We start from the raw sequence: 23,286 nt of genomic DNA on the forward strand, positions 1-23,286 counted from the left end.
AACCACCATGTCTACAGGCATCGCAGGCTCGGGCATCGAGCTTGGCATCACCCTCTACTCACTGACCTCTGAATTTGCAGCAGGCCTTTACACTCCCGAGACGCTCATCAAGGCCGTGGCCGACGAAGGGCTCGGTCCCGGCGTCGAATTCAACATCGCGCAGATGCTGCGCACCTACCCTGATGTCGACGACGACTTCGTCAAGCTCTGGCGCGACAGCATGGACCGGTACGGGCTGACGCCCAGCGCTGTGGGAACCAACCTGGACATGGGCCGCCGCAAGGACCGGGACATGACTCCCGACGAGGAATTCGACTTCTTTGCGCGTCAGCTGAAGACCGCGAACACGCTCGGCTTCCACAGGATCGTCATCCGTTCGGCAGGCAAGGAACTGCTGCGCCGGCTGCTGCCCCTCGCTGAGAAGTACGACCAGAAGCTCGGCTACGAAATCCACGCACCCCAGGGTCCGAACGACCCCAAGATCCTCCAGATCCGGGAGATGTACGACGAACTCGGCAGCGACCGCCTTGGTTTCACGGCTGACTTCAGTTCGACCATGCACAGCCTGTCGCCCACGCTGTTCCGGACGCTCACGCAAATGGGGCTGCCGGAAGAGCACTTCGCAGTCATGCAGGACATCTGGCGAAAGCCGCTGCCGATGCAGGAACGCAACCAGGAATTCGAGGACTACCTCCGCTCCAACAACTTCGATCCCGCAAACCTGGGGCCGTTCACCCGCCTGGCGTTCAACATGCATGGCCTGGTGGCACCCGAGGAATGGTTGGACATCATGCCGCAAATGTTCCACGTGCACGCCAAGTTCTACGACATTGACGAGAACGGCAATGAGCCGGCCATGGACATTCCGCGCATCGTCCGCCAGTTCGTCAAGGGCGGCTACACAGGCTTCCTGTCCAGCGAATGGGAGGGCCACGCCTTTGCCGACCTCGGCGAATCGGACCCGATCGACCTCGTCAAGAAGCAGCACGCACTCATGCGGCGCGCCATTGAAGACTCCGTAGTACCGGCCTAGGGAGGCGTCCATGCCAGCAATCGATACTGACCTCAGCGCGGAGATCCAGCAGCTCCGGATGGAACTGCAGGAAGCCCGGCGCTTGGCACGCCGCGCGAACGACCGCGGCGAGATCGAGAACCTCTTCAACCGCTACATGTACCTGCACAACGCATTCCAGGACGAGCAGATCATTCCCCTGTGGGTAAAGCCGGGAACTCCCGGAATCCGCGCCAGGTACACCAACGCGGGCCAGTACACGGACTACGAAAGTGTCATCCGCTACCACCGGAACCGCCCGAATCCCGTAGGAAAGCTGATCCTGCACTACACCACAACCCCGGTCATCGAGGTCGCGGACGACGGCGAAACCGCCAAGGGCGTATGGATCATGACCGGCAACGAATCCGGGCTGACGGATCCCGAGGTGGCAAAGGAAAGTCCGGACTACATGTACTCGCCAGGCGAAGTACAAGGCAAGAAGGTCTGGGCCCATTGGGTCTGGTGCAAGTACGCCGTGGACTTCCTCCGCCAGGACGGTGAATGGAAGATCTGGAAGTTCCGCTGCTACGAACTCCTTCGGGCGCCCTTCGAAGAAAACTGGATCAGCTTCGCCGAGAAGAACCAGCACGCCTTCGCCCTGGACCTTATGTACTTCGGCGACGACGGCAAACCCGTTTTCATGCCGCCTGCGGACGAGCCGGTGCCAGCCGAGTACCACCCGTACAACCCATCGGCCAGGCAGACACTGGAGCCGCAGCCGCCCATACCCCACCCAACCTTCACCGAGACTTTTGAGTAAGGATCATCATGGCAACCCACAACTCCCTTTTCCAGGACGCTGACGTCCGCCGGCACCCCGAGGGTATCTCTGTCTCCGTGCAGTTGCCTTGGTACCGCAGCCTGTGGCTCTCCGCCGTCGACGACGTCGCAGCCACGGTCAACGGCGTGGAAATCCCCAAGTCTGCGCTGCGGTTCGAGCTGCAGGGACGCTCGTATTCAATCGAGGAACTCCCGGACCAGTGGGAGACCCTCTGGTTCGTCGCTGACAAGCCGGACATCATCATCCCACTGGACTGCGTGCCCGACTCAGGTGAGGAGATCGACGTCGAGGTTACCCTCACCCTGCGCCTGCTTTACATGCAGATCGCACCCATGCACTACGTGGGCAACCGCGTGGCGGTAGAGCGCAAGGTTGTGCTCGCATGACAAGCCTGCGGGTGGCCATGATCGGGTACGGGTTCATGGGAGCAGCCCACTCACAAGGCTGGCGAACGGCTCCCCGGGTTTTCGACCTTCCGGCAGACGCCGAGATGGCCGTGATCGTGGGCCGTGATGCCGCCGCCGTAGCAAAAGCCGCCAGTAAATGGGGCTGGGCCGAATCGGCAACGGACTGGCGCGAGGTCATCGCACGCGACGACATCGACGTCGTGGACATCGTGACGCCCGGCGATTCCCACGCGGAGATCGCCATTGCCGCGTTGGATGCAGGCAAGCACGTCCTGTGCGAGAAGCCCCTGGCCAACACCGTGGCCGAAGCCGAGGCGATGGCTGCGGCTGCTGACCGTGCCGCTGCGCGGGGTGTGAAGGCCATGGTGGGTTTCACGTACCGTCGGGTTCCGGCCGTGACGTTCCTGCGTCAGCTTATCGCCGAGGGCGTGGTGGGCCGGATCGCGCACGTCCGTGCCTCGTACCGCCAGGACTGGCTGGTGGATCCGGACATGCCGTTGGCATGGCGGCTCCAGAAAGAGCACGCGGGTTCCGGCGCGTTGGGGGACATCGGAGCCCACGCCATTGACTTGGTGGAGTTCGTCACCGGCATGGACGTGGAACAGGTATCCGGTGTGCTGGACACGATCGTCAAACAGAGGCCGCTGCTTGGCAGCGGATCGGGGCTCTCCGGAAAGGCCGCTGCCGGGTATGGGCAAGTCACCGTGGATGACATCGCCATCTTCACGGGCCGCTTGGCGTCCGGGGCGCTTGCCTCCTTCGAGGCCACGCGCTTTGCGACCGGGCGAAAGAATGCGCTCGCGATTGAGATTTCCGGGGACAAGGGTGCTTTGGCTTTCGACCTCGAAGACCTGAACAGCATCCAGTTCTACGATCGGACCGCCCCTGCCGACCAGCAGGGATTCCGGAAGATTCTGGTCACCGAGCCCGTGCACCCCTACGTGGCAGCCTGGTGGCCGGCCGGACACATGTTGGGCTACGAGCATGGCTTCTCCCATCAGGTCAAGGACCTGGTGGAGGGCATTGTCCGGAACACGGACCCGCACCCCACATTTGCCGATGGCCTGCGGGTCCAGCGTGTACTGGATGCAGTGGAACGCAGCTCCAACAACGATTCTGTATGGACCCGCGTCGCCGCCGACGTTCCGGTCCATTCGTAGGTTTCCAGGCGTAGGAAGGACGAAAGACATGGCACGATCAATCACCCTGTTCACTGGGCAGTGGGCGGATTTGCCGTTCGAAGAGGTCGCCCGGCTCGCTGGAGAGTGGGGCTATGACGGGCTTGAAATCGCGTGCTGGGGCGACCACCTTGACCCGTGGCGATGGGACGACGACGCCTACGTCCAGGACAAGCTCGACGTCCTGGAACGCAATGGCCTTAAGGCATGGACCATCGCCAACCACCTCAAGGGACAAGCGGTCTGCGACGATCCCATCGACCAGCGGCACCGGGAGATCCTCCCGGATGTCGTGTGGGGCGACGGTGATCCTGAAGGCGTGCGACGCCGTGCTGCCGAGGAAATGAAGAACACGGCCCGGCTGGCCGCCAAGCTTGGCGTCAAGACGGTCACGGGTTTTACGGGCTCGTCTATTTGGAAGTACGTGGCCATGTTCCCGCCGGCCAGTGAAAAGATGATCGACGCCGGATACCAGGACTTCGCGGACAGGTGGAACCCCATCCTGGACGTCTTCGACGAGGTGGGTGTTCGCTTCGCCCATGAAGTGCATCCGTCCGAGATCGCCTACGACTACTGGACCACGCAGAGGACCTTGGAGGCGATCGGCCACCGGGAGTCCTTCGGCCTGAACTGGGACCCGAGCCACATGGTCTGGCAGGACATCGACCCCGTCGGATTCCTTTGGGACTTCCGCGATCGCGTCTACCACGTGCACTGCAAGGACACGAAGAAGCGCCTCGGCAACGGCCGGAATGGCCGGCTGTCCTCGCACCTGCCCTGGGCCGATCCTCGTCGGGGTTGGGATTTCATCTCAACAGGCCACGGAGATGTTCCTTGGGAGGACGCCTTCCGGATGCTGAACGCGATTGATTACAAAGGCCCGTTGTCCGTCGAATGGGAAGACGCCGGAATGGATCGCCTGGTCGGTGCCCCCGAGGCGCTGGGCTTCGTCAGGAAGCTCTCCTCCTATGAGCCGTCCGCTGCGGCTTTCGACGCCGCTTTCAGCACCAAGTAAGGGACCCCTCTGTGGTCGCGTGTGTGGTCGCGCAGACGCAGGCAGGAGTGTGACCGTAAGGATCCGGTGCGCGTCACCTTGTTCAGCTAGTGGGAGACGTTCAGGGTGACGGTGGTTCCCTTGCCCGGCCTGCTTTCGAGGTTTATTTGTCCGCCGTGTGCTTCAACGATGGCTTTGCTGATTGATAGTCCCAGGCCGGCGCCCGGGATGGCGGTCTTCATGGCTTGGTCGGATCGGAAGAATTTGGTGAATGCCTGCCGTTGTTCTTCTGCAGTCATGCCGATGCCTTGGTCGCTGATCGAACAGATGAATCCGCCGTTCTGCCGTCTCAGGGAAACCGTGACTTCACTGCCGTGCGGTGAGAATTTGATGGCGTTCGAGAGCAGCTGCTCGATGGCCCTGGTGAACTGCCCGGGATCAACCTCAGCCTCGAGGTCGGCGTCGATGTTGTCATGGATGATGATGCCCTTGGCCGATGCTTCCTGCTGTGCGGATCGGGCCGCTGCATCCATCAAACGGGAGAGGTTGGCCGGCCGGCGACGGATCTCAAGGTCCTCGGACGCCACCAGCAGGAGGTCGTTTATCAGGGTCAGCAGGCGTTGGGCGTTTCGCTCGATCACCTGCAGGTACCCCGGGTTCGGGTCATTTCCCAGGAGCTCAAGGAAGCCGAGCATGGATGTCAGAGGGGTTCGAAGTTCGTGGGAGACGGTTGCTACGAACTTGTCCTTCGCTTCAAGCGCGGATACCAGCGTTGTGACGTCGGTGAAGGCCAGAACCGAACCCTTCAGCTGGCCATCGTCGTCATGAAATTGTCTTGCCGCGACCGAGAAGACCAGCTGCTCGTCTTCCTGGCCTACACGGATCAGCTTGTTGGTAAAACTGCGGCCGGACATGGCAAGCCCTACTGGGCTATCGGGCAGTTGAGTTGTGTCATCCGTAGCCGTGAACGGGTTGTGGCCAGGCATCCGTTGGGCAGCTTTCCGGTCCGCGCGCAGACGGTGATTCGTAAGTATGTCGTTGCCGCCGGCATCGATCGCCCACACGCCGACGTTCACCGTTTCCAGGACGGCATCAAGAAGTTGCTGATGATCCTGTGTGGCCTTGTGCAGGCGGACAAGCTCCCTGTCCTTCAGGTCTTGCATGTTCCTGTGTTTGACTACGACACCTGCCACCAGATGGGCTGTCACGGCGAACCCGGCCAGGATGACAGGAACAACAATCATCCGGATGAGTTCGGTTTGCTCCACTTCGTGTCCCAGCACGTACGGGGAGGCGATGATTCCGCAGAAGGGACCGGCGATAGCCAGGACAAGGCGTGTCCGGCTGGCGCTTAGGGAAAGCCAAATGACCGGGAACGCTATGAGCAGCGTTACGACACTCAGGACGGGGCCGCCGACCTCGCGGGTGAGTGCCAGGACGACGAAATCCACTAACGGTATGAGCACAAAAGTCCCGGGTGGAAGCCGGTTCCAGGGAACAGCAAGGCAGGCAACGAGCATCAGCAGATGAACCACCAGCATGAGCTGAAAGGCAGTGTCAGTCATCGTTTCGGGACTGAAAAGAATGGCGAAGACGACGATCAGGCCCATGGCCAGCGTCACCGGCAGTTGGCACAGGACGACGGCCCTGCGTCGGCCGATTCTGTCGAAGAAGTCATCCAATGGCATAAAAACGGACGTGTCCTGCATAATCGCTAGCCCTCTCCCCAGAAGCCGCCCACAAGTACAGGCTTGATGTCGATAGCCACAGCATAGTCAGGAGATGTAGCGGCGGAAGCGGAAGTGCAGGATTCAGCGTGTAAACCGCTGCTTCAACCCGATGGAACTGCATGGCTAGGTGGTTCCCCTTTCTTGCACTTATAAGTGCAAGTGGCTTAGTGTTAGGGAATATTAGGGAAAGTACGCCGAGGGAGGCGAAATGTCCGCCTTATTGGATCGGACCGAGAAAACCGTCGTAACCACGACTAAGCAGGAGAGCGAACAAGCGCGCCAGCTCACCGAAAGATTACGTTCTACCGCAAACCGGAAGTCAGTCAGATTTGCCGTAGAGGATACCTCGGGCGAGTCCGCACAGGTACCGCCGGAGCTTGCTGCTCTCCTTCGTAAGGTTGTCGAGGTGATCGGACGCGGTGGCACAGTAACCATCGGGACCCTGCCCAAGGAACTGACGACTACTACAGCCGCAAAGATGCTCGGCGTCTCGCGCCCCACGCTCATGCAGCTTGTGCGTAACAACGAATTGCCCTCCCACAAGGTTGGTTCGCATACGCGCATTCTCGCTGAGGATGTTCAGAAATACGTAGAAGCCAGGGCTAAAGTGCGCAGGCAAGGCCTTGATGAGCTTCGAGCATTCGAGGACGAGCTTGACCTGGAGGACTAAGCCGGAAGGGTGACCGTCGAGACTGTAGGGTTCAGTTATGAGCCCGGCGGTCACCATCGTCCTTCTGGACGCCAACATCCTCTACTCCAGAACCCTCCGTGATTGGATAGCCCTTCTTCAGATTGAAGCACCCGGCCTCTTCAGCGTGTCTTGGACGGAGGACATCATGGCTGAGACTCTCTACAACCTTCGTAAGAAGCATCCTTTATGGGCTGATGAGCAGATTGGCGGCATGCGCCGTCGGCTGGAGAAGACTTTCACCGGTGGGCAGATCGCCGGTTATGAGATCGACGCCACCTTGCACTATCCCGATGTTTGCGATGCCCACGTTCACGCAGCCGCCGTTCACGGTGCGGTCGATATTGTTGTCACTGCCAACGCAAAAGACTTTCCGGACAGCGACGATCTTCCATATGAGATCTACCATCCCGACGATTTCTTGGTCCTGGTAGATGACGGAGCGCCTACCGCCGTTCGATCAGTGACCGAGCAGCAGCTTGTCTACTTCCATGGAAGAGCTTCTGCTGGTGATGGTGTGGATCTGCCACATCGGCTCAAAAATGCTGATGCGCCGGAGTTTGCCACCCGCGTCCGGAAACATTTGCAGCGTATAGACATGAGCATTCTGAGTGCGTCGGATGCTGGTGAGGACTTAGTCAAAGCCCAAGGTCGCTAGAAGCACAGTTCTATATAGTTTCTGCCTCCTGTTCGTCCCCCCGCGGCTTCGGTCGGGATTGACCCTGTTGCGCAGCTGAACTCCCGTTGGCTTGCGTCCGAGCATAGACGACATGTGTCGGCCAGCGATACGCCCGCTGACGCTGACGGTTTGTGTGCGCTTCTGCCCTTCCGTCTCAGCGGTAGGTTCTACGTGGCCTTTTTCGAGCTCGCAGCAACGCCGGAACGACTGGAGTTCCGTGTCCGTTCAGGATTCGGCCAGTGTATTGAGGCTGGTCATGAGATCGCGGTTCGCAGTCAGGGCGGCGTTCGCGGTCGCGGCGGCCGCGCCTGTGCCCAAGGCGTCCTTGGCAAGCTCCAGATGCCGTCTGGTCATGACCGTGGGATCGTCCTGGAGCCATTCGTGACCTCCCCATTCGCTGGTGAGCGTGCCCGCAAAGCCTTCCTCACCCAGGAGCCGGCCGAGTTGCTGAAGCGGCCGGGACACCCGCCCGTCAGTATCCTGGAGGTCCCAGAATTTCAGGTGGAACGCGCCTACGAGCGGCAGGATTCCCTTGAGTTCCGATGCGTCACTGCGTCCAAAACGGATCACCAGGTTCATGAAGAGAGTGTGGATCGCGGGTGGAACCACATCTGAGCGCAGTGCCGTAACGACGGCGTCGTGGGTCGCCGGGTCTTTCCAATCGGTCTCCAGCCGTGCAAGTAGGTCCGCTGCCACACCGGCCTTTGCCAGTTCCTCTAGATAGGTCACCGGGAGCGCAGGCATCAACATGCTGATGTCCACCAGGACCCGGATCCGATCGTCGTCCAGGGACGAGATGTGGTCCAAGGCACGCAGCACCTGGGGATTCCGCGGGTGCTGTTGGCCTTGGATTTCCTCGAAGAGAACAAGATCGAGGTCGTGCAGCAGTGGTTGGACCAGTTTGAGCAGCTCCGGTCCGGCCTGTCCGATCGGAAGCCGGACCCCTGTTGCCCCCACGCGCTGGGCGGCTTTGAGTTGCGGTACCAGGAACTCCAGCCGCTGGGCGGTGGTGCGGCGTGCCGTCGTCGTCAAGTAGTCATCAAGACTGCAGCCGACGATGCTCACGCTGCCACCCGCTGCCTCCATGGCGCTGCGGAAGGCGCCGACTTCCTGGTCCTGTGGGGCAGGAAACGTCCGCCACAACAGCCCGGGTTCCAGTTCCACAACTGTGGCGATCCCTGCTTTGGCAATGCCGGTGACGATCTCGGCGCTGGTCCTTTCGGATGCGATGATTTCCGGCGTCCAGTTGAAGGCGCTGGCAGCCATCGTCCATCCCGAAGGTAAGAGGGTTTCCATGGGGAGCCTTTCCATATAAGTATCTTAATGACAAACTTATGTCACTTTCAGACAAAGGAGCATGTGATGTTGAAGAACGCCCTGCGCGAGGATGCCTTGAGCTTTGGTCCGGATGGATTTGAGCTTCGGTTGGGCCTTCCATGGATTCGTTCAATGCCGCTGTCCTCTATCCGGGGCCTTTCCGTCTCCGTGGATGGCTGGTCTCCGGCGGAAGGGGAGTTGCGGGTCAGGTTGGGTCAACGGGCCATCCCCGCGGATGCCTTGGCGGGAGAGTCTGGTTGGTGGTTCATTCAGGACCGCCTGGTGATCCTGTTCCCGGTCAACCGGTTCCGTGATCGCAGTGGCAACGTGCGGAAAGTGTCCGTGGACTTCGAATTGATCGTTCCGTACCTGCGTGGTGGGGCAGATGGGCCGCTGGTCCTGCCCTTCCACTTGGAAGCGATGTTGCAGGCCTCGCAGGTGGTCCCGCGGGGAGTCTCGCTCGACGTCGCCTAGAAAGCGGATTTACGGACGGGGTGTGCAGGCTGGCACACCCCGCCGTTTCATGTCACTTCTGCGTTGCAGGCTCTCCGGCCTCCACCCACTCCGTGAACATCTTGCGGACCATGGGTTCCAACGTTGTGGGCCACCAATCCCCGCCCTCCACAGCTTGTCCCAGGTCCTCGGGGGTTGGAACAGTGACTTCGCCTGTGGCCGCCCACTCCGCGCTGCGTGGGAAGAGTGCTCGGAAGGCGGGGTGGCTCATCGCCTGTACATTGTGGCCGATACCTATGGAGACGGAGCGGCCCGCACCGTATTCCACGGCCCACGCCACCGGATGCTCGTCGCCCATGCCCGGCATGCTCCGCCACTGCGCGGGCACCTGCGTGTAGCGCAATGGGTTGTCCCAGCCCTTGAGCAGGATGGTCTTCCTGACGCCTTCGGGCCATTTAAGTCCCACGTAAAGGTCGTCGTTGTAATGCGGGAACTCGCTGGGCCACCCTTCCGTGATGGGGTGCGCTTCTGCGGTGTGGATAAGAAAATCGTTGTTGGGTGCCCGGCGCGAGGTATCCTCGCGCATCACACCGCCCAGAAGGCGTTCATACTCGGGATCCCAGCCCACCCCGCCGGCCAGCGTCGGATGGTAGGCAATGAGGCCTTTGCCGCCAGCCACGAAATCGAACAGGGCTTGTTCTGCCGCCTGGCCGAACCGCTCCTCCGGCACGTCGCGCCAAGGATCATGGCGGCCGTAGTAGTTCAGCACGACGAGGTCGTAGGGCTTGAGGGTGCCGGCTGTTGCTCCGCGGAATTCTTCGGTGACACGCACCTCGAAACGGCCGGTTTCTTCCAATGCCGCCTTGAGCGCCGGGGTGATCTGACGCCAGTCGTGGTGGACATCGGTCATGCCGGTAATGATCAGCGTCTTAATGGTTGCGGGCATTCGTGGGACACTCCTTCGTGACTCGACTTATGATCCGAAGATACATGCTTAAGTCGGAATCAGGAAGAAGTTTTCCGCCGTAAGTTGCCTAGCTCAACGTCAGGGTTTTGATCGGGCCTGGCTTGCCTTGGGCAAACCAGCGCGGGAACGTGGCCTCAAAGAGTTGTTCGCGCGCCAGCTCAGCGCCGCCCCGCAGGGGTTCGCGTTCGTCGTTCACGGACAGAAGGATCCGCAGGTCCCTGGTGGCCAGTGGCAGGGACAGTTCGTAAACGCGTTGCCGCACTTCAGCGAGGTACACCTCGCCGGCGGATGCCATGGCCCCGCCGATCACAATGATCCCTGGGTTGAACATGTTGACCAGGGCTGCGATTGATTCACCCACAACCCGTGCCGAGCGCTGAAGCAGGCGCACTGCCAGCGCATCACCGCTGATGGCCGCCAGTGCGATGCCCTCGGGCGAGAGGGGCTGCCCCTTCTCGACGGATGTGGCAAGTGGGCCCGTGGCGCCTTCCTTGATGGCAAGTTCCGCATCACGGATCAATGCCCAGCCTCCGGCGACGGCTTCCAGACAGCCGACCTTTCCGCACCGGCAGAGTGCGTCCGAGTCCGGCACACGAACATGCCCGATGTCGCCGGCCGCACCGTTGGCGCCCCGGTGAATGCGTCCCTGCGATAGCAGTCCGGCGCCGATGCCCGATCCGATCTTGCAGTAGATGAGGTCGGCGTATGCGTCGCGCCTGCGCGCCCGTTCACCCAGGGCGAGCAGGTTGACGTCGTTGTCCACCCAGACCGGAGCGTCAAAGCGTTCCTCGAAGGGGGTGCGGATGTCCGAACCGTTCCAGCCGGGCATGATCGGCGGCGCCACCGGCTGTCCGCTCTCGAAGTCAACGGGGCCGGGAACGCCCACAACCACAGACCAGACAGGCAGTTCCACGGCGCTTCCAAGGAGGTCATCCAGGAGCTCCATGGCGGCCTTCAAGGTCTCCGCCGGTCCGCGTGCAATGTCCCACTCGCGGTGCCTCTGGTCGATGATGTCTCCGTCCAGCTCCGCGTAGCCCACCCTGATGTGCAGGGCGCCGAGGGCGCACACGATGATCCGTCCTTGCTCTGAGCGGAAGCGGAGCGTCCTGGGTGCGCGGCCTCCCGACGAAGCGCCGAACTCGCCGTCCCCGAGGAAGCCCATCTGGATCGCCTGGTCCACCCGTTGCGTCACCACGCCCCGGCCCAGGCCGGTAACGCGGCCAATTTCGGGACGGGTTGTTGCTTCCCCCGTGCGCACAAGGTTGACGATGCGGAGCAAGCTCGTGACTTCGTCTGTCTGCGCACCGAACCGGAGTGTGGAATCTGTGGTCATAACTCAAAATTGTCCCACAAGAAGGTCACTAATGTGCGGAATTTGGTGCACTATAGCCAGAACCGAATGAACTTAGGAATGATGCTGACAAAAGGAGTACGCGTCATGACATGGAAAGTGGGTTTCCTGGGCGCCGGGCCTGGCGTCGCGGCCCTTCATCTTCCAACGTTGGGCCGTTTGGACGATAAATTCCGGGTGGCTCACGTTGCGGATGCCGGCAGCGGGCGTGCACGAACACTGGCTGAACCCCTGCATGCCAGCTGGTCAGCCGGGGACGGGGAGCTGCTGGCCGACCCGGACGTCGAGGTTGTGGCTATCTGCAGTCCACCGGCGGAACATCAACGCCAGATCATGGCGGCGGTTGGGGCAGGCAAGAAAGCCATCTTCTGCGAAAAGCCTTTGGCCACCACCAAGGAGGCGGCGGAAGGTGTTGTGGCTGCCTGCCGCGCCGCCGGCACCGTCTTGATGGTCGGAACCAATCACGCCTACGATCCCGGGTGGCTGCTGGCACGTCACCTGCTTGAGGAGGAGCAGGAGGGGCCTGAGTCCATTGCAGTCACGCTGGCACTGCCGCCGAACGGCCGCTACCATCAGCTGGTCTCGGAGAATGGCTCCGCCCAGGCCCAGACGCAGGCCCATGCCCAGGCCCAGGCCCCGGCCCGGGAGCGGCCCGACACCGCAGATCCTGGCGTTGCCGCCCACATCGTGAAGCAGCTGCTGACCGGTCTTGCCGTCCACGACCTTCCTGCGGTCCGGCATTTCGCGCCGGATATAGAGGCCGTCCAGTACGCCCGGTTCGTTCCGCCGATCGGATTCGCGGTGGGGTACAAGGCAAACGGCGTCAACGTCCAGTTGGCTCTGACCATGCTGCCCGCGGGCCCGGATGTCCTCTGGAGGGTGACGTTTTCCTCGCCGGAGCAGCGGTTGGATCTTGAGTACCCGCCTCCTTTCGTCCATGCAGGCAGCGGCCGTGTCAGTGTGGCGCGGGCCGATGGGTCCAGGACGGAGTATCCGTCAGTGAAGCAGGATGGCTATGAGGCGGAGTGGCTGCACTTCGTGCACCTCCTCGAACGCACCATTGCTGTGGACTACGACCAGATCCTGGCAGATGCCCTGTACCCGCTGGGGCTGGCCGATGCGGTCTTCGCCGCGATGACCACAGGAGACGTGCAGTGAGTGGGGCTCGAGCCGTTGTGGCCACGGCGCGGAATTACCGGGCCGCCGTTGCGGAGCTTCGCGGGAGTGCACGTCACAGTGATCTCGTGCCGGGCGCCGTGGTGGTCATTCCGGGCGGAGGTCCGTGGTGGACATTGCTGTTGGAAGCGCAGGCAGCGGGAGCGGTGGCCGTCGTCGTCTCCAATCCTGGGCGCGTTCCTCCCGAGGCGGGGTCTGCGCTGTCGGCTGACGCTGTCACTCTTCCCGTGGTTGTGGAGAGGCCGTACGCGCGGGCGGACATCCTTGCCGATGCCCTCGGCGCGCGGGCCGGAAATGCTCCGACGATGGTGACGGTGGAATGCGCAGCGCCTGCCCTGGACCTGGGGGCGACCTTGCGTGACGGGTTGCGGTGGGCCGCTGTGCTGGCAGGAGGGCCGCTCAGTTACTGCGGCGGTGGGGACGGCACCTTCCTCCTCGAGGCAGCCGGCGTGTCCGGCTCGGTTCCTGTGACCGCCGGGGTGCGGCTGTTGACAGGGGATGCGCGTGATCCGCTGCTTCGGGTGATGGCCTTGGGGGAGGTCCGCTCGGAGATTGAGTCTGGAAGGGTTGGAGCGGGCGTTCGCCTTGAGACAGCCACCTTCAACGGGACAATCCGGGCTCCACTGCGGTACGAAACGCCGGCGCGCCTGGCACTCCGCAGGGCCTTGGATTCCTGCCGTTCGGGCGAGCGGCCCGACGATCTGGAACACCTCCTCAGCGATCACGACCTCGCTGCGCATCTCCTCGGACCGCATAAGTAACACTGATCTTCGGCATAGGTAATATCCTCTTCCCTGATGCGCTGCAGGGGCCAGAGACTTGATGTGGGCAGATTTACAGACCACTGAAAGGATCGAAGATGATCAAGCTTCTCTCCCACCTCTCCTACGTAGCAATTACCACTCCCGACGTCGAGGCCTCCGTTGACTTTTACGTCAACCAGGTGGGGCTCAAGGTTGTGGACCGCGTTGACGGCGCCGTCTACCTCCGGTGCTGGGGCGACTACTACCGCTACAGCGTGGTTGTTGTTCCGGGCGAAGAGCCGGCACTGGAAACCATGGCATGGCGGACGTCCAGCGCCGAAGCACTGGACGAAGCGGTGCGACGCATCGAAGCGGCAGGGGCTAAAGGCGAATGGACTGACATCCATGGCATTGGCCGTGGCTACCGCTTCGTGGGGCCGTGGGGCCACAGCATGACACTGCACTGGGACGTTACGCGATACCAGGGTGAGGGCCAGGATCTTTCCATCTACCCGGACCGCCCGGCGCGCCGCAGCAAGGTGGCGGGCGCACCCCGCCAGCTGGACCACGTGACCATCGCAACCAGTGACGTGGACGGGTTCGCCAAGTGGTACAACGATGTTCTTGGCTTCCGCATCATGGCCCGGACAGTCCTGGACGAGGCCCCCATCTCGGTGTTCTCCGTGCTGACCACCAACGAGAAGTCCCACGACCTCGGCGTGGTCCTGGACGGCTCCACGCGTGCTGGACGCATCAACCACTACGCCTTCTGGGTGGATACCCGCGAAGAACTCCTGATTGCCGCGGACACCCTGATGGAAAACGGCATTCCGATCGAATATGGCCCCTCCATCCATGGCATCGGCGAGCAGAACTTCCTCTACTACCGGGAGCCGTCAACCCTTCGCATCGAGCTCAATACGGGCGGCTACCGCAACTACGTTCCCGACTGGGAGCCGAACACGTGGACCCCGTCCATTGGTTCGAACAACATGTACCGGAACGGCGCCATGCCGATGTCCATGACGGAGTCCTTCCCTCCGGCAGACGGCCCCAGCGCCACCGAAGAGGGCGTTCCGGAGGAGATCAAGGAAGCCCTGTTCAACCCCTACGCCCGCCAGGGCCAGGGCTAGAACCTGACGGTTATCACCGGCATGGGCATCCATGCCGGTGATAACCGCTATAACCACAAACTGATTTACTTATGTCGAATTCCGACATTAAATGAAAGTGGACCGAGGACGGTCCACGAGGGGAGTTACGTTCATGACGACGACGTCAGGCCAGTTGGAAGCACCGTTCGCACTCGCGCGTTACCGGGCCGGGGACGAGGTACGGCCAGGGCTCATTGCCGGTGACCGGATCCGGCCGCTGGGTCCGCAGGAGCTGGGTGCCCCCGGTCTCAACGCCTTCCTGGCCACGCCTGACTGGGACCGCCTGGAAAAGCTTGCCGAAGGCGAGGGTCCCTGGCTTCCGCTGGAAAGCGTTGTTCTCACGGCTCCTGTGGAACCCAGGCAAGTGCTGCAAACGGGTGCCAACTACAGGACGCACGTGATCGACCTCGTCGTCGCGGGGTCGGACAAGAACGACCCCCGCACACCGGAGGAAGCCCGCGAATGGGCCGGCAAGATGATGGACGACCGCCAGGCAAACGGTGAGCCCTATTTCTTCATCGGCCTTCCTGCGTGTGTAGTTGGTGACGACGTGCCGCTGGTTCTCCCAAGCTACAGCGAGAAGCACGACTGGGAGTTGGAGCTGGCTGTGGTCATTGGAAAAGAGGCCTTCAGGGTTGGCCGCGAAGAAGCGATGCAGCACGTTGCCGGGTACACGGTGGTCAATGACATCACTACACGGGACCTGGTTTTCCGACGCGACATGAAGGAAATTGGCACGGACTGGTACCGCGGCAAGAACGCGCCTGGGTTCCTGCCGACAGGCCCGTTCCTTGTACCGGCGCAGTTCGTGGATCCTGCCAAGCTGAAGGTGCGGCTTGAACTCAATGGTGATGTCATGCAGGACGCAACTACCGATGACCTCCTCTTTGATATCCCGGCACTGGTCTCTGCCGCTTCGCAGAATATGCCGCTCCTGCCGGGGGACCTCCTGCTGACGGGAAGCCCGGCGGGCAACGGTGCCCACTGGGGAAGGCTGCTCCGGGACGGCGATGTCATGACAGGGATTATCCAGGGCCTTGGAACGCAGGTAGTGCGCTGCGTCGCCGAGCCAGTCGCCGGCCAAGCAGCAGGGCAAGCCTAGGGTGGGCGGGGCAATGAACCTGGATAATCCCGACCTGCTGGACCGCACCGACCCCGAAGGTGAAATCTCCCGCCGTGGCAAGGCCTACCGGAATTGGGGCCGCTGGGGCGAAGACGATGTCCTCGGCACGCTGAACTTCATCGACGCTGCCAAGCGGAAACAAGCGGCCGCATTGGTGCGGGACGGCGACGTCACCTCGCTATCGCAGCCCTTCGATATGGATGGGCCACAAAAAGGCTGGCGTCGCCGTACCAACCCGGTGCACACCATGCTGGACACCGGAACGGATGCCGAGCGGGGCACGCAGGGCTTTCCCCACGGATTGGGCGGCGCGGATGATGTCATTTCCATGCCGCTCCAGTGCTCCACCCAATGGGACGGACTAGGCCATATCTTTGACCACGGTGCCGCCTGGAACGGGCGAAGGGCCGGCGACGTCGTCACGAGCGACGGCGATCTTGTCACCGGAATCGAGCACGCGGCGGCAGCTCCTGTCTCCCGCGGTGTCCTGCTGGATCTAGGCCGTCACCTGCATCCGGAAACGGGCGAGCTGCCGGACGGCTACGCCATCTCCACGGCAGATCTGGAGTCCTGCATCGAAGCCCAGGGAGCCAGCAGTGTTGTTGGCACGGGCGACATCGTGCTGGTGAGGACAGGACAGTTGACCCGCGCGAAGCGGGATGGCTGGGGCGATTATGCCGGAGGCCCGGCGCCTGGACTTTCCTTGACGACGGCCGGCTGGCTGCACAGAACCGAGATCGCGGCCATCGCCACTGACACGTGGGGCTTCGAAGTCCGTCCGAATGAGTTTGATGTTCCGGCCTTCCAACCACTTCACCAGGTGGTCATTCCCAACACGGGACTCACGGTAGGTGAGTTGTGGGACCTGGACGGCCTCGCGGAGAAGTGTCGTGAACGCGGCCGCTACGAGTTCCTCCTGGTCGCGGCTCCTTTGCCGATTACAGGTGCCGTTGGTTCGCCCATCAATCCCATCGCGATCCTCTAATCAACCCGATAACAACCCAAGGGGTAATCATGACAGCAGTCCAGAAGGTAGCGATCGCCGGCAGCGGTGTTGCTGCCATGGCGGCCGCCATCCAGCTCGCAAAGGCGGGGGTCGCCGTCGACGTTTTTGAAGTAAAGCCGGAACTGAGTGCCCTGGGCTCGGGCATCACGCTGCAGGGCAATGCACTGCGCGTCTTCGACTCCCTGGGTGTCTGGGAAGACGTGCGTAAAAAGGGTATGGCTTTCGAAGGGCTGACCTTGCGGGCTCCCGGACCCGATGCGCCCGTCATCGCCCAACTCCCCGAGGTGAAGACCGGGGGACGGGACTACCCCGCGTGCATGGGAATGTACCGTCCCGACCTCGCCGGAATCCTGCTGAAGCACGCCGAAAAAGCCGGAGCGAAGGTCAACTTCGGAGCCAAGGTCACCGGATTTGATGTCCGTGATGACCAGAAGGTGGAGGTCTTCGTCAACGAGGCCCCTGCGGGTAGCTACGACCTCCTGATTGGTGCGGACGGAGTTAATTCCTCTGTTCGGGGACTCATGGGCATCGACACCGCCCCCGAAACCACTGGTATGGGCATCTGGCGTACCTTCGTCTCCCGCCCCAAGGAAGTGGAACACAGTGAGCTCTACTATGGCGGACCGGTATACATTGCCGGATACACGCCCACGGGCGAGGACACTATGTACGCGTTCCTGGTCGAGAAGGCGCAAGACCGTTTCGGGGTTTCTGATGAGGAAGCCGTAAACATCATGCGCGGGGAATCCATGGCCTACGGCGGCCCGTGGGCTTCCATCCGCGAAGATCTGGGTTCGGCTGCGAAAGTCAACTACACGTGGTTTACCAAGCACCTGGTCCCCGGCCGCTGGAACCGGGGCCCGGTGGTGATCATCGGCGATGCCGCCCACAGTTGCCCGCCCACCATCGCGCAGGGTGCAGCACAGGCGCTCGAAGACGCTGTGGTTTTGGCTGAATTGCTGATTGGCTCGGATGCCCTCAATGACAAGCTCTGGGACAGCTTCCACGAGCGTCGGGTTCCGCGCGTCCAGGCCGTGGTGGATGCATCCGTTCAGCTGGGCCAGTGGCAGATCGAGGGCAAGAAGGATGCAGACGCCCCGGGCTTGCTCTTCGGCATTGCGCAGAAAATGGCGGTGCCGGCATGACGATCGATGTTCACGCCCATGTGCTCCTGCCCTCTCTTCAGGCTGAGGTTGAACGGCGTGCCCCTGAGGCCTTCAAAGCGGCGGCGGACCTGGAGGCGCGACGCAACGGACCCGAAAGTCTCGCTGCTTCCGGACGCATGATCGGCGAACGGTTCCCACGGCTGACAGATGTGAAGGCCCGCCTGGCTGCCATGGATGCGCAAGGGGTGGACCATCAGTGGGTCAGTGCGTCCCCGAACCATTTCTATCCCTGGGCCGAAGAAGGTCTCGCCGTGTGGACCGCCACAGAGGCCAACCGCCTGGTTGCGGAGCACGTCGCCCAGGCACCGGAGCGGCTGACCGGCCTGGGTTTGGTGCCGCTGCAGCATCCGGAACGCATTGTGGAATGCGTGGATGACGCCATCCTCGGCAGGGCGCTTGCCGGCATCGAAATTTCCTCGTTTGCCGGCGACGTCGAGTTGTCCGATGAACGGCTGGAACCCTTCTGGTCGCGGGTGGAGGAGTTGGGTGTCGTGATCTTCCTGCACCCTTTCGGCTGCAGCCTGGATGAGCGCCTGGATAAGTTCTACTTGTCCAACACCGTGGGCCAGCCAGCCGAAAACGCTGTAGCACTTTCGCACGTGATCTTCTCGGGAGTACTGGACCGTCACCCCGGCCTGAAAATCCTCGCTGCCCACGGCGGTGGATATCTGCCAACGGCCATCGGCCGTTCCGACCACGCCTGGCGGGTACGTCCGGAAGCCCACGGTTGCAGTAATGAGCCATCAAGCTATTTGCGACGGATCTGGTTCGATACGGTGGTCCACGATCCATCGGCATTGCGCCACCTCGTGGAAGTCGCGGGGCCCTCCCAGGTCCTCATGGGTAGCGATTTCCCGTTCGATATGGGCCCGGAAGACCCTGTCGCCGAGGTCTGCGCCGCAGGGCTGCCGGATGATGTGATTGACAGGATCCTTTCCGGCAATGCCGAGGCATTGTTGGCGCAGCGGGTGCGGGCATGAAGATTGCGCGCTGGCAGGACGGCGCCGAAGTTGGCGAGGGCTTCATCATTGGGGACAAAGCAGTACCGTTTCCCAATGGCCTGCGGGTTGCCGAGGTCCTGGCCCGCGGTCTGGCGGGCGCCCGTGAACTGTTCGGTCGGGTGAACCACGACGGCGGACGGCCGCTGGGCGCTGTCCAGCTCCTTGCGCCGTTGGTTCCGGCGGCGATCAGGGATTTCGTTGCCTTCGAGGAACATGTTGAAGGCGTCAGTGCTTCCGTTGACGGCAAGAGCGAAGTGGTGCCTGAGTGGTACGAGGCGCCAACGTTCTATTTCACGAATCCCCACACGGTGTTGGGGCCTGGTGAGCCTGTCATTCCGCCGGTGACGCAGCGACTCGACTTCGAACTGGAGATCGCTGCCGTGCTGGGTGGTCCCGGAGGCGCCAACCTTTCGGGCGATGGGGCTGCCGAAGCTATTTTCGGCTACACAATCATGAACGACTGGTCCGCCAGGGACATCCAGTCCAGGGAAATGAAGGTCCGGCTGGGCCCTGCCAAGGGAAAGGACTTTGGCACCAGCCTTGGGCCGTGGATCGTCACGGCAGATGAGTTGGCACCGTACGTGGACGCTGATGGATTCCTGGCACTGAGGGCAGAGGTCTTCGTCAATACTGAACGGGTGGGGGAGGACCTGGTCTCCAATATGGGGTGGACCTTCCCCGAACTTGTCTCCTACGCCTCTAGGAACTCGAGGGTGGTTTTTGGCGATGTCCTGGGCTCCGGCACCGTGGGCAATGGCGGATGCCTTGGTGAACTGTGGGGTCGCCGCGGCGAACTTAACCCTGCACCGCTCACTGCTGGTGACGAAGTGCGCATGGTGGTGGAAGGCATTGGTGAGTTGACAGGTACGGTGGGTGCCGCCGTCGAGGGCCCTCTTGTGCCTCGAGCGAGGAACCGAAACCGCGCGCGCTCCAGAGTCTAAGAAGAACAATCTTTTGTTGCTTTTAGACCAAAGTGTGATCTAAAATGAAAGTGGCGTCGGGATCCCCACAGGGATCCGTTCTCGGCAGTGAGGATGCTGCCGAGGCACAAACCGTCGCGTCGACGGCCCGATCGTTCGGGCAGAAACCCCATGCCACTTTCTACTTTGAGACTTCGGTTCCTCGTCGCCTCCCTTCTGAGCGTGTCCTTCCTGGGGGCACTGGACCACACGGTGGTCTCAACTTCACTTGCCACCATCGCCGGGGAACTCGGCGCCCTGGAGCTTATGAGCTGGGTTGTGGTGGGATACACGCTCGCCAGTACCGTCCTGTTGCCCGTGCTGGGAAAACTCGGGGACGTGCTGGGGCCGCGACGCGTCTTTCTCGCTTCCCTGGTGATCTTCCTGCTCGCATCCCTGGCCTGCGGATTCGCCGATGACATCACCTGGCTGATTGCATCCCGGGTGATTCAGGGAATGAGTTCAGCCGGGCTGCAGCTCATGTCGCAGACCATTGTTGCCAAGGTGACCACACCACGTGAGCGTCCGCGATACCTGGCGGCCATCGGGGCGGCCTTTCCGATTGCGATCCTGGTAGGGCCCGTCCTCGGCGGAGCGATCACAGACTACTGGGGCTGGTCCTGGGTTTTCTGGATCAACATCCCGGTGGGCGTTGTTGCCTTGGTTTTGGCCTTTGTTGCGGTTCCCCCACTTGAGCGGGGCCAGATTCCGAGGCACTACGATGTGGCCGGTGCATGCGCCTTCACGCTGGGCCTGGTCTTCCTGGTCCTCGGCGTCACATGGACCGCCGAACGAAGCCTTGGTGTACAGGCCATCAGCGCCCTGGCCGTCAGTGTGGTGGCTTTGATGGCCTTCTTCATCATCGAGCGCCGCGCCCCCGAGCCAATCGTCCCTTTGCGGTTCTTCGCCAACAGGACCATAGCCGCCGGCACCGCGCTCTCGGCGATTATCGGCGTCGGGCTTTTCTCCATCACCGCGTACCTGCCCACCTATTTCCAGATGGCCTACCGGATCAGCGTCACAGTATCCGGGCTGGTGCCCATAGCCACGGTCCTGGGCATGCTGGTCAGCAACCTCCTCACCGGATGGCTTGCCAGCCGCACCGGCCGCTATCGGATCTTTCCCATTATCGGGACGTGCATGGGGGCGGCAGGGCTGTTTGTCATGGCATGGCTGCCGATCGGACTTCCCCTGTGGGTGCCGATGATCGTCATGGGCTTCGTTGGAATGGGGACCGGATCGTTCATGAGCCTCATTGTTGCGGTAGTTCAAAGCGCCGCACCGGCCAACCAGACCGGAAGCATCACAGCAACGGTCAACCTCGTGCGGCAGGTTGGCTCCACCGTAGCCACCGCCATTATTGGCGGAACCATTGGTTCAGGCGTCGCAGCGCTGCTCCCCGCAGGAATGGACGCCGCGAACCTCACGCCCCACGCCGTTCACCAGGCTCCGCCTGAAACCCAGGACGTTGTTGCGGGAATCTATGGGGCTGTGTTCTCTCCGATCTTCATCGCGCTCGCCGTTACCTATGCCATTGGCATCATCGCCGCCGTCCTGCTACCGCAAGGACGGTTGGCGGACGAACCACAAACCACCCGCCCAGAAGTCTCCGAAACCCTTTCGGCCTGACCTTGCACCAAGGAGAAACAATGTCCAAGAATCCGACCATTGCCATTGTTGGCAGCGGGCCGATCGGCTCAACGTACGCACGGTTGCTGGTTGAAGGCACCCCCGACGCCCACGTGATCATGTTTGAAGCCGGCCCGCAGTTGACCGGCCGGCCAGGCGAAAGCGTCCGCAACATTGCCGACCCCGATCAGAAGGCCATGGCACGGGAGATGTCGCAGGGGCCGCAGTCCGGCGCATTCCGGGAGTCGTTGGGTATTCCTGCCGGGACCGTGACTGAAGGCATGTTCACCGCCCGCCAAGGTACCCACCTCCTTGACTTCGGCGGACCGGGGTCGGCCCACGCCGAAACTTTCCCGGCCGCAGCGGCGGCGACCAACGTCGGTGGGCAGGGGGCGCACTGGACCTGCGCAACGCCGTCGCCGGCTTTCAGCGAGAAGATCCCGTTCATTGCCGACGACGAGTGGGAGAACCTCATCACCTCGGCGAAGGGCCTCCTCCATGTGCAGAGCGCAGCGTTCGCCGATTCGGGAGTCGGGGCCGCCATCCGGTCGCTCCTGGAAGAAGAGTTCGCCGGCGAGCTGCCGGAGGGTTATGGGGTGGGTACCCTGCCCGTCGCGGGCGATCCCCAGCCTGACGGTTCCATGCGATGGGCAGGTGCCGATGTTGTCCTCGGTCCACTCATCGATCCCGGGTCTCCGTTGTCCGGGCGCTTCGAACTCCGTGATCTCACCCTGGTACGCCGGGTGGAAACGGAGGGAAAACGGGCCACCGGTGTCACTGTGGAAAACCTTCGCACGGGAGAAACCACTTTTGTCCCGGCAGACGTAGTAGTGGTGGCCGCCGATGCTTTCCGGTCGCCGCAATTGCTGTGGGCTTCGGGCGTTCGGCCTGCCGCGCTGGGCCACTACCTCACGGAACATCCGGTGGTCATCTCAACAGTCGCCCTTGATCCGGAGAAGATGGAACGGTTTGCGAGCGAATCGGATCTGGAGGCCGAACTTGCCAGGCGCGCCCAGAACCCAGCCGATCCCGTGGCTGCCGTCAATCGGATCCCCTTCTCCGAACCGGAGCATCCCTTCTCCGTCCAGGTCATGTATTCCGAAACAACACCGTTCCCCATGGCCCCTGATGCTCCTTACGCACGGAACCGCTGGGGCTACGTCAACATGGGCTATGGCATGCGCAAGCACCCGCGTTTTGAGGACGGCGTGACTTTTGACGACAACGAGCTGGACTATCGCGGTTTCCCGAACATGACCATCAGCTACGCCCTCACCGAGAGGGAGCACGTTGAAATCGAAGATGCCACCGCACGGCTGCTCCGGGCGGGCAAGGCGCTGGGGGTCTTCGTAGCCGAACCGCGGCTCATGCCAAACGGCTCCAGCCTCCACTACCAGGGGACCATGCGTATGGGCGCATCCGACGACGGTACGTCCGTTGCGGACCCATGGTCACGTGTATGGGGCTACGGAAATCTGGTGGTCGGTGGGAACGCGCTGATTCCGACGGCTACTGCCATGAACCCGACGCTGATGAGCGTGGCCATCGCAGTGCGCGGCGCCCGGAAACTGGTGGAGGAGTTGGCCGCCCCAAGCTCGTCGGTCAACGAAGAGGTGGTCCATAGCAGGGCGTGACTGTGGCATTGGCCTGATCACATTCCGTGGACAGCCTGCCGGGGGAGGAGCATAATAGTTAGCGGAGCTAATTAGCACTGCTAACTATTATGCCAA

General features: G+C 62.1%; 22 protein-coding genes. 18 read left to right on the forward strand and 4 right to left on the reverse strand.

Annotation, left to right across the window (positions count from 1 at the left end; translation table 11 throughout):
* Positions 1-7 precede the first annotated feature (7 nt).
* From LDN82_RS02580 to LDN82_RS02600, 5 genes are read left to right on the forward strand one after another with little or no spacing between them, the layout of a single operon-like run.
* Positions 8-1,033 (forward strand): TIM barrel protein, encoded by a 1,026-nt coding sequence (locus tag LDN82_RS02580; RefSeq protein ID WP_224166254.1) that lies wholly within the window; start codon positions 8-10, stop codon positions 1,031-1,033.
* A gap of 10 nt (positions 1,034-1,043) precedes the next feature.
* Positions 1,044-1,814, forward strand: coding sequence for a nuclear transport factor 2 family protein (locus LDN82_RS02585; protein ID WP_224166255.1), 771 nt, complete (start codon positions 1,044-1,046; stop codon positions 1,812-1,814).
* Between the two features lie 8 nt (positions 1,815-1,822).
* Complete coding sequence (locus LDN82_RS02590; RefSeq protein ID WP_224166256.1) at positions 1,823-2,221, forward strand: DUF6379 domain-containing protein; 399 nt, start codon at positions 1,823-1,825, stop codon at positions 2,219-2,221.
* Positions 2,218-3,402, forward strand: a complete 1,185-nt coding sequence (locus LDN82_RS02595) for a Gfo/Idh/MocA family oxidoreductase (protein WP_224166257.1) — start codon at positions 2,218-2,220, stop codon at positions 3,400-3,402. Before LDN82_RS02590 ends, LDN82_RS02595 begins: the two co-directional genes overlap by 4 nt.
* A gap of 28 nt (positions 3,403-3,430) precedes the next feature.
* A complete protein-coding gene (locus LDN82_RS02600) occupies positions 3,431-4,435 on the forward strand; it encodes a sugar phosphate isomerase/epimerase family protein (protein WP_224094061.1) in 1,005 nt (334 codons plus the stop codon).
* Positions 4,436-4,521: 86 nt separating this feature from the next.
* On the opposite strand, the gene LDN82_RS02605 is transcribed toward LDN82_RS02600, so the two are convergent.
* Positions 4,522-6,123, reverse strand: a complete 1,602-nt coding sequence (locus LDN82_RS02605; protein ID WP_224166258.1) for a HAMP domain-containing sensor histidine kinase — start codon at positions 6,121-6,123, stop codon at positions 4,522-4,524.
* Between the two features lie 229 nt (positions 6,124-6,352).
* Here LDN82_RS02605 and LDN82_RS02610 point away from each other — a divergent pair, with 229 nt between their 5' ends.
* Positions 6,353-6,814, forward strand: a complete 462-nt coding sequence (locus LDN82_RS02610; RefSeq protein WP_224166259.1) for a helix-turn-helix domain-containing protein — start codon at positions 6,353-6,355, stop codon at positions 6,812-6,814.
* A 37-nt stretch (positions 6,815-6,851) separates the two neighbouring features.
* Positions 6,852-7,490 (forward strand): PIN domain-containing protein, encoded by a 639-nt coding sequence (locus LDN82_RS02615; protein WP_224166260.1) that lies wholly within the window; start codon positions 6,852-6,854, stop codon positions 7,488-7,490.
* A 246-nt stretch (positions 7,491-7,736) separates the two neighbouring features.
* Here LDN82_RS02615 and LDN82_RS02620 read toward each other — a convergent pair whose 3' ends face one another.
* Positions 7,737-8,807, reverse strand: a complete 1,071-nt coding sequence (locus LDN82_RS02620; protein ID WP_224166261.1) for a restriction endonuclease subunit R — start codon at positions 8,805-8,807, stop codon at positions 7,737-7,739.
* Between the two features lie 66 nt (positions 8,808-8,873).
* Here LDN82_RS02620 and LDN82_RS02625 point away from each other — a divergent pair, with 66 nt between their 5' ends.
* Positions 8,874-9,302, forward strand: a complete 429-nt coding sequence (locus tag LDN82_RS02625; protein WP_224166262.1) for a hypothetical protein — start codon at positions 8,874-8,876, stop codon at positions 9,300-9,302.
* Between the two features lie 52 nt (positions 9,303-9,354).
* Here the strand turns inward: LDN82_RS02625 and LDN82_RS02630 are convergent, their stop codons facing one another.
* Together LDN82_RS02630 and LDN82_RS02635 are read right to left on the reverse strand one after the other, a co-directional pair.
* Positions 9,355-10,227: a ThuA domain-containing protein gene (locus LDN82_RS02630; RefSeq protein ID WP_224166263.1), complete on the reverse strand. Its 873-nt coding sequence runs from the start codon at positions 10,225-10,227 to the stop codon at positions 9,355-9,357.
* 88 nt (positions 10,228-10,315) lie between these two features.
* On the reverse strand, positions 10,316-11,581 hold the full coding sequence (locus LDN82_RS02635) for an ROK family protein (protein ID WP_224166264.1): 1,266 nt from the start codon (positions 11,579-11,581) through the stop codon (positions 10,316-10,318).
* Between the two features lie 105 nt (positions 11,582-11,686).
* On the opposite strand from LDN82_RS02635, the gene LDN82_RS02640 reads away from it, so the two are divergent.
* The 10 genes from LDN82_RS02640 to LDN82_RS02685 all read left to right on the forward strand — a co-directional run bounded on the left by LDN82_RS02640 (position 11,687) and on the right by LDN82_RS02685 (position 23,190).
* Positions 11,687-12,757, forward strand: a complete 1,071-nt coding sequence (locus LDN82_RS02640; protein ID WP_224166265.1) for a Gfo/Idh/MocA family oxidoreductase — start codon at positions 11,687-11,689, stop codon at positions 12,755-12,757.
* Positions 12,754-13,536 (forward strand): hypothetical protein, encoded by a 783-nt coding sequence (locus LDN82_RS02645; protein ID WP_224166266.1) that lies wholly within the window; start codon positions 12,754-12,756, stop codon positions 13,534-13,536. Before LDN82_RS02640 ends, LDN82_RS02645 begins: the two co-directional genes overlap by 4 nt.
* 98 nt (positions 13,537-13,634) lie before the next feature.
* Positions 13,635-14,651, forward strand: coding sequence for a VOC family protein (locus LDN82_RS02650; RefSeq protein ID WP_224166267.1), 1,017 nt, complete (start codon positions 13,635-13,637; stop codon positions 14,649-14,651).
* A 133-nt stretch (positions 14,652-14,784) separates the two neighbouring features.
* The gene (locus LDN82_RS02655; RefSeq protein ID WP_224166268.1) at positions 14,785-15,774 is read left to right on the forward strand and encodes a fumarylacetoacetate hydrolase family protein; all 990 of its coding nucleotides are present in this window, start codon (positions 14,785-14,787) and stop codon (positions 15,772-15,774) included.
* Positions 15,775-15,787: 13 nt separating this feature from the next.
* The gene (locus LDN82_RS02660) at positions 15,788-16,780 is read left to right on the forward strand and encodes a cyclase family protein (protein WP_224166269.1); all 993 of its coding nucleotides are present in this window, start codon (positions 15,788-15,790) and stop codon (positions 16,778-16,780) included.
* Between the two features lie 29 nt (positions 16,781-16,809).
* The gene (locus tag LDN82_RS02665) at positions 16,810-17,946 is read left to right on the forward strand and encodes an FAD-dependent monooxygenase (protein WP_224166270.1); all 1,137 of its coding nucleotides are present in this window, start codon (positions 16,810-16,812) and stop codon (positions 17,944-17,946) included.
* Entirely contained in the window at positions 17,943-18,947 is a 1,005-nt protein-coding gene (locus LDN82_RS02670) for an amidohydrolase family protein (RefSeq protein ID WP_224166271.1), read from the forward strand. The genes LDN82_RS02665 and LDN82_RS02670 overlap by 4 nt, the downstream gene beginning before the upstream one ends.
* On the forward strand, positions 18,944-19,909 hold the full coding sequence (locus tag LDN82_RS02675; protein ID WP_224166272.1) for a fumarylacetoacetate hydrolase family protein: 966 nt from the start codon (positions 18,944-18,946) through the stop codon (positions 19,907-19,909). Before LDN82_RS02670 ends, LDN82_RS02675 begins: the two co-directional genes overlap by 4 nt.
* Positions 19,910-20,002: 93 nt before the next feature.
* On the forward strand, positions 20,003-21,556 hold the full coding sequence (locus LDN82_RS02680; RefSeq protein WP_224167446.1) for an MDR family MFS transporter: 1,554 nt from the start codon (positions 20,003-20,005) through the stop codon (positions 21,554-21,556).
* 20 nt (positions 21,557-21,576) lie between these two features.
* A complete protein-coding gene (locus tag LDN82_RS02685) occupies positions 21,577-23,190 on the forward strand; it encodes a GMC oxidoreductase (protein WP_224166273.1) in 1,614 nt (537 codons plus the stop codon).
* Positions 23,191-23,286 lie beyond the last annotated feature (96 nt).

Origin of the sequence: Arthrobacter sp. StoSoilA2 (assembly GCF_019977195.1) — a bacterium.
In the GTDB taxonomy this organism is placed as follows: Bacteria; Actinomycetota; Actinomycetes; order Actinomycetales; family Micrococcaceae; genus Arthrobacter.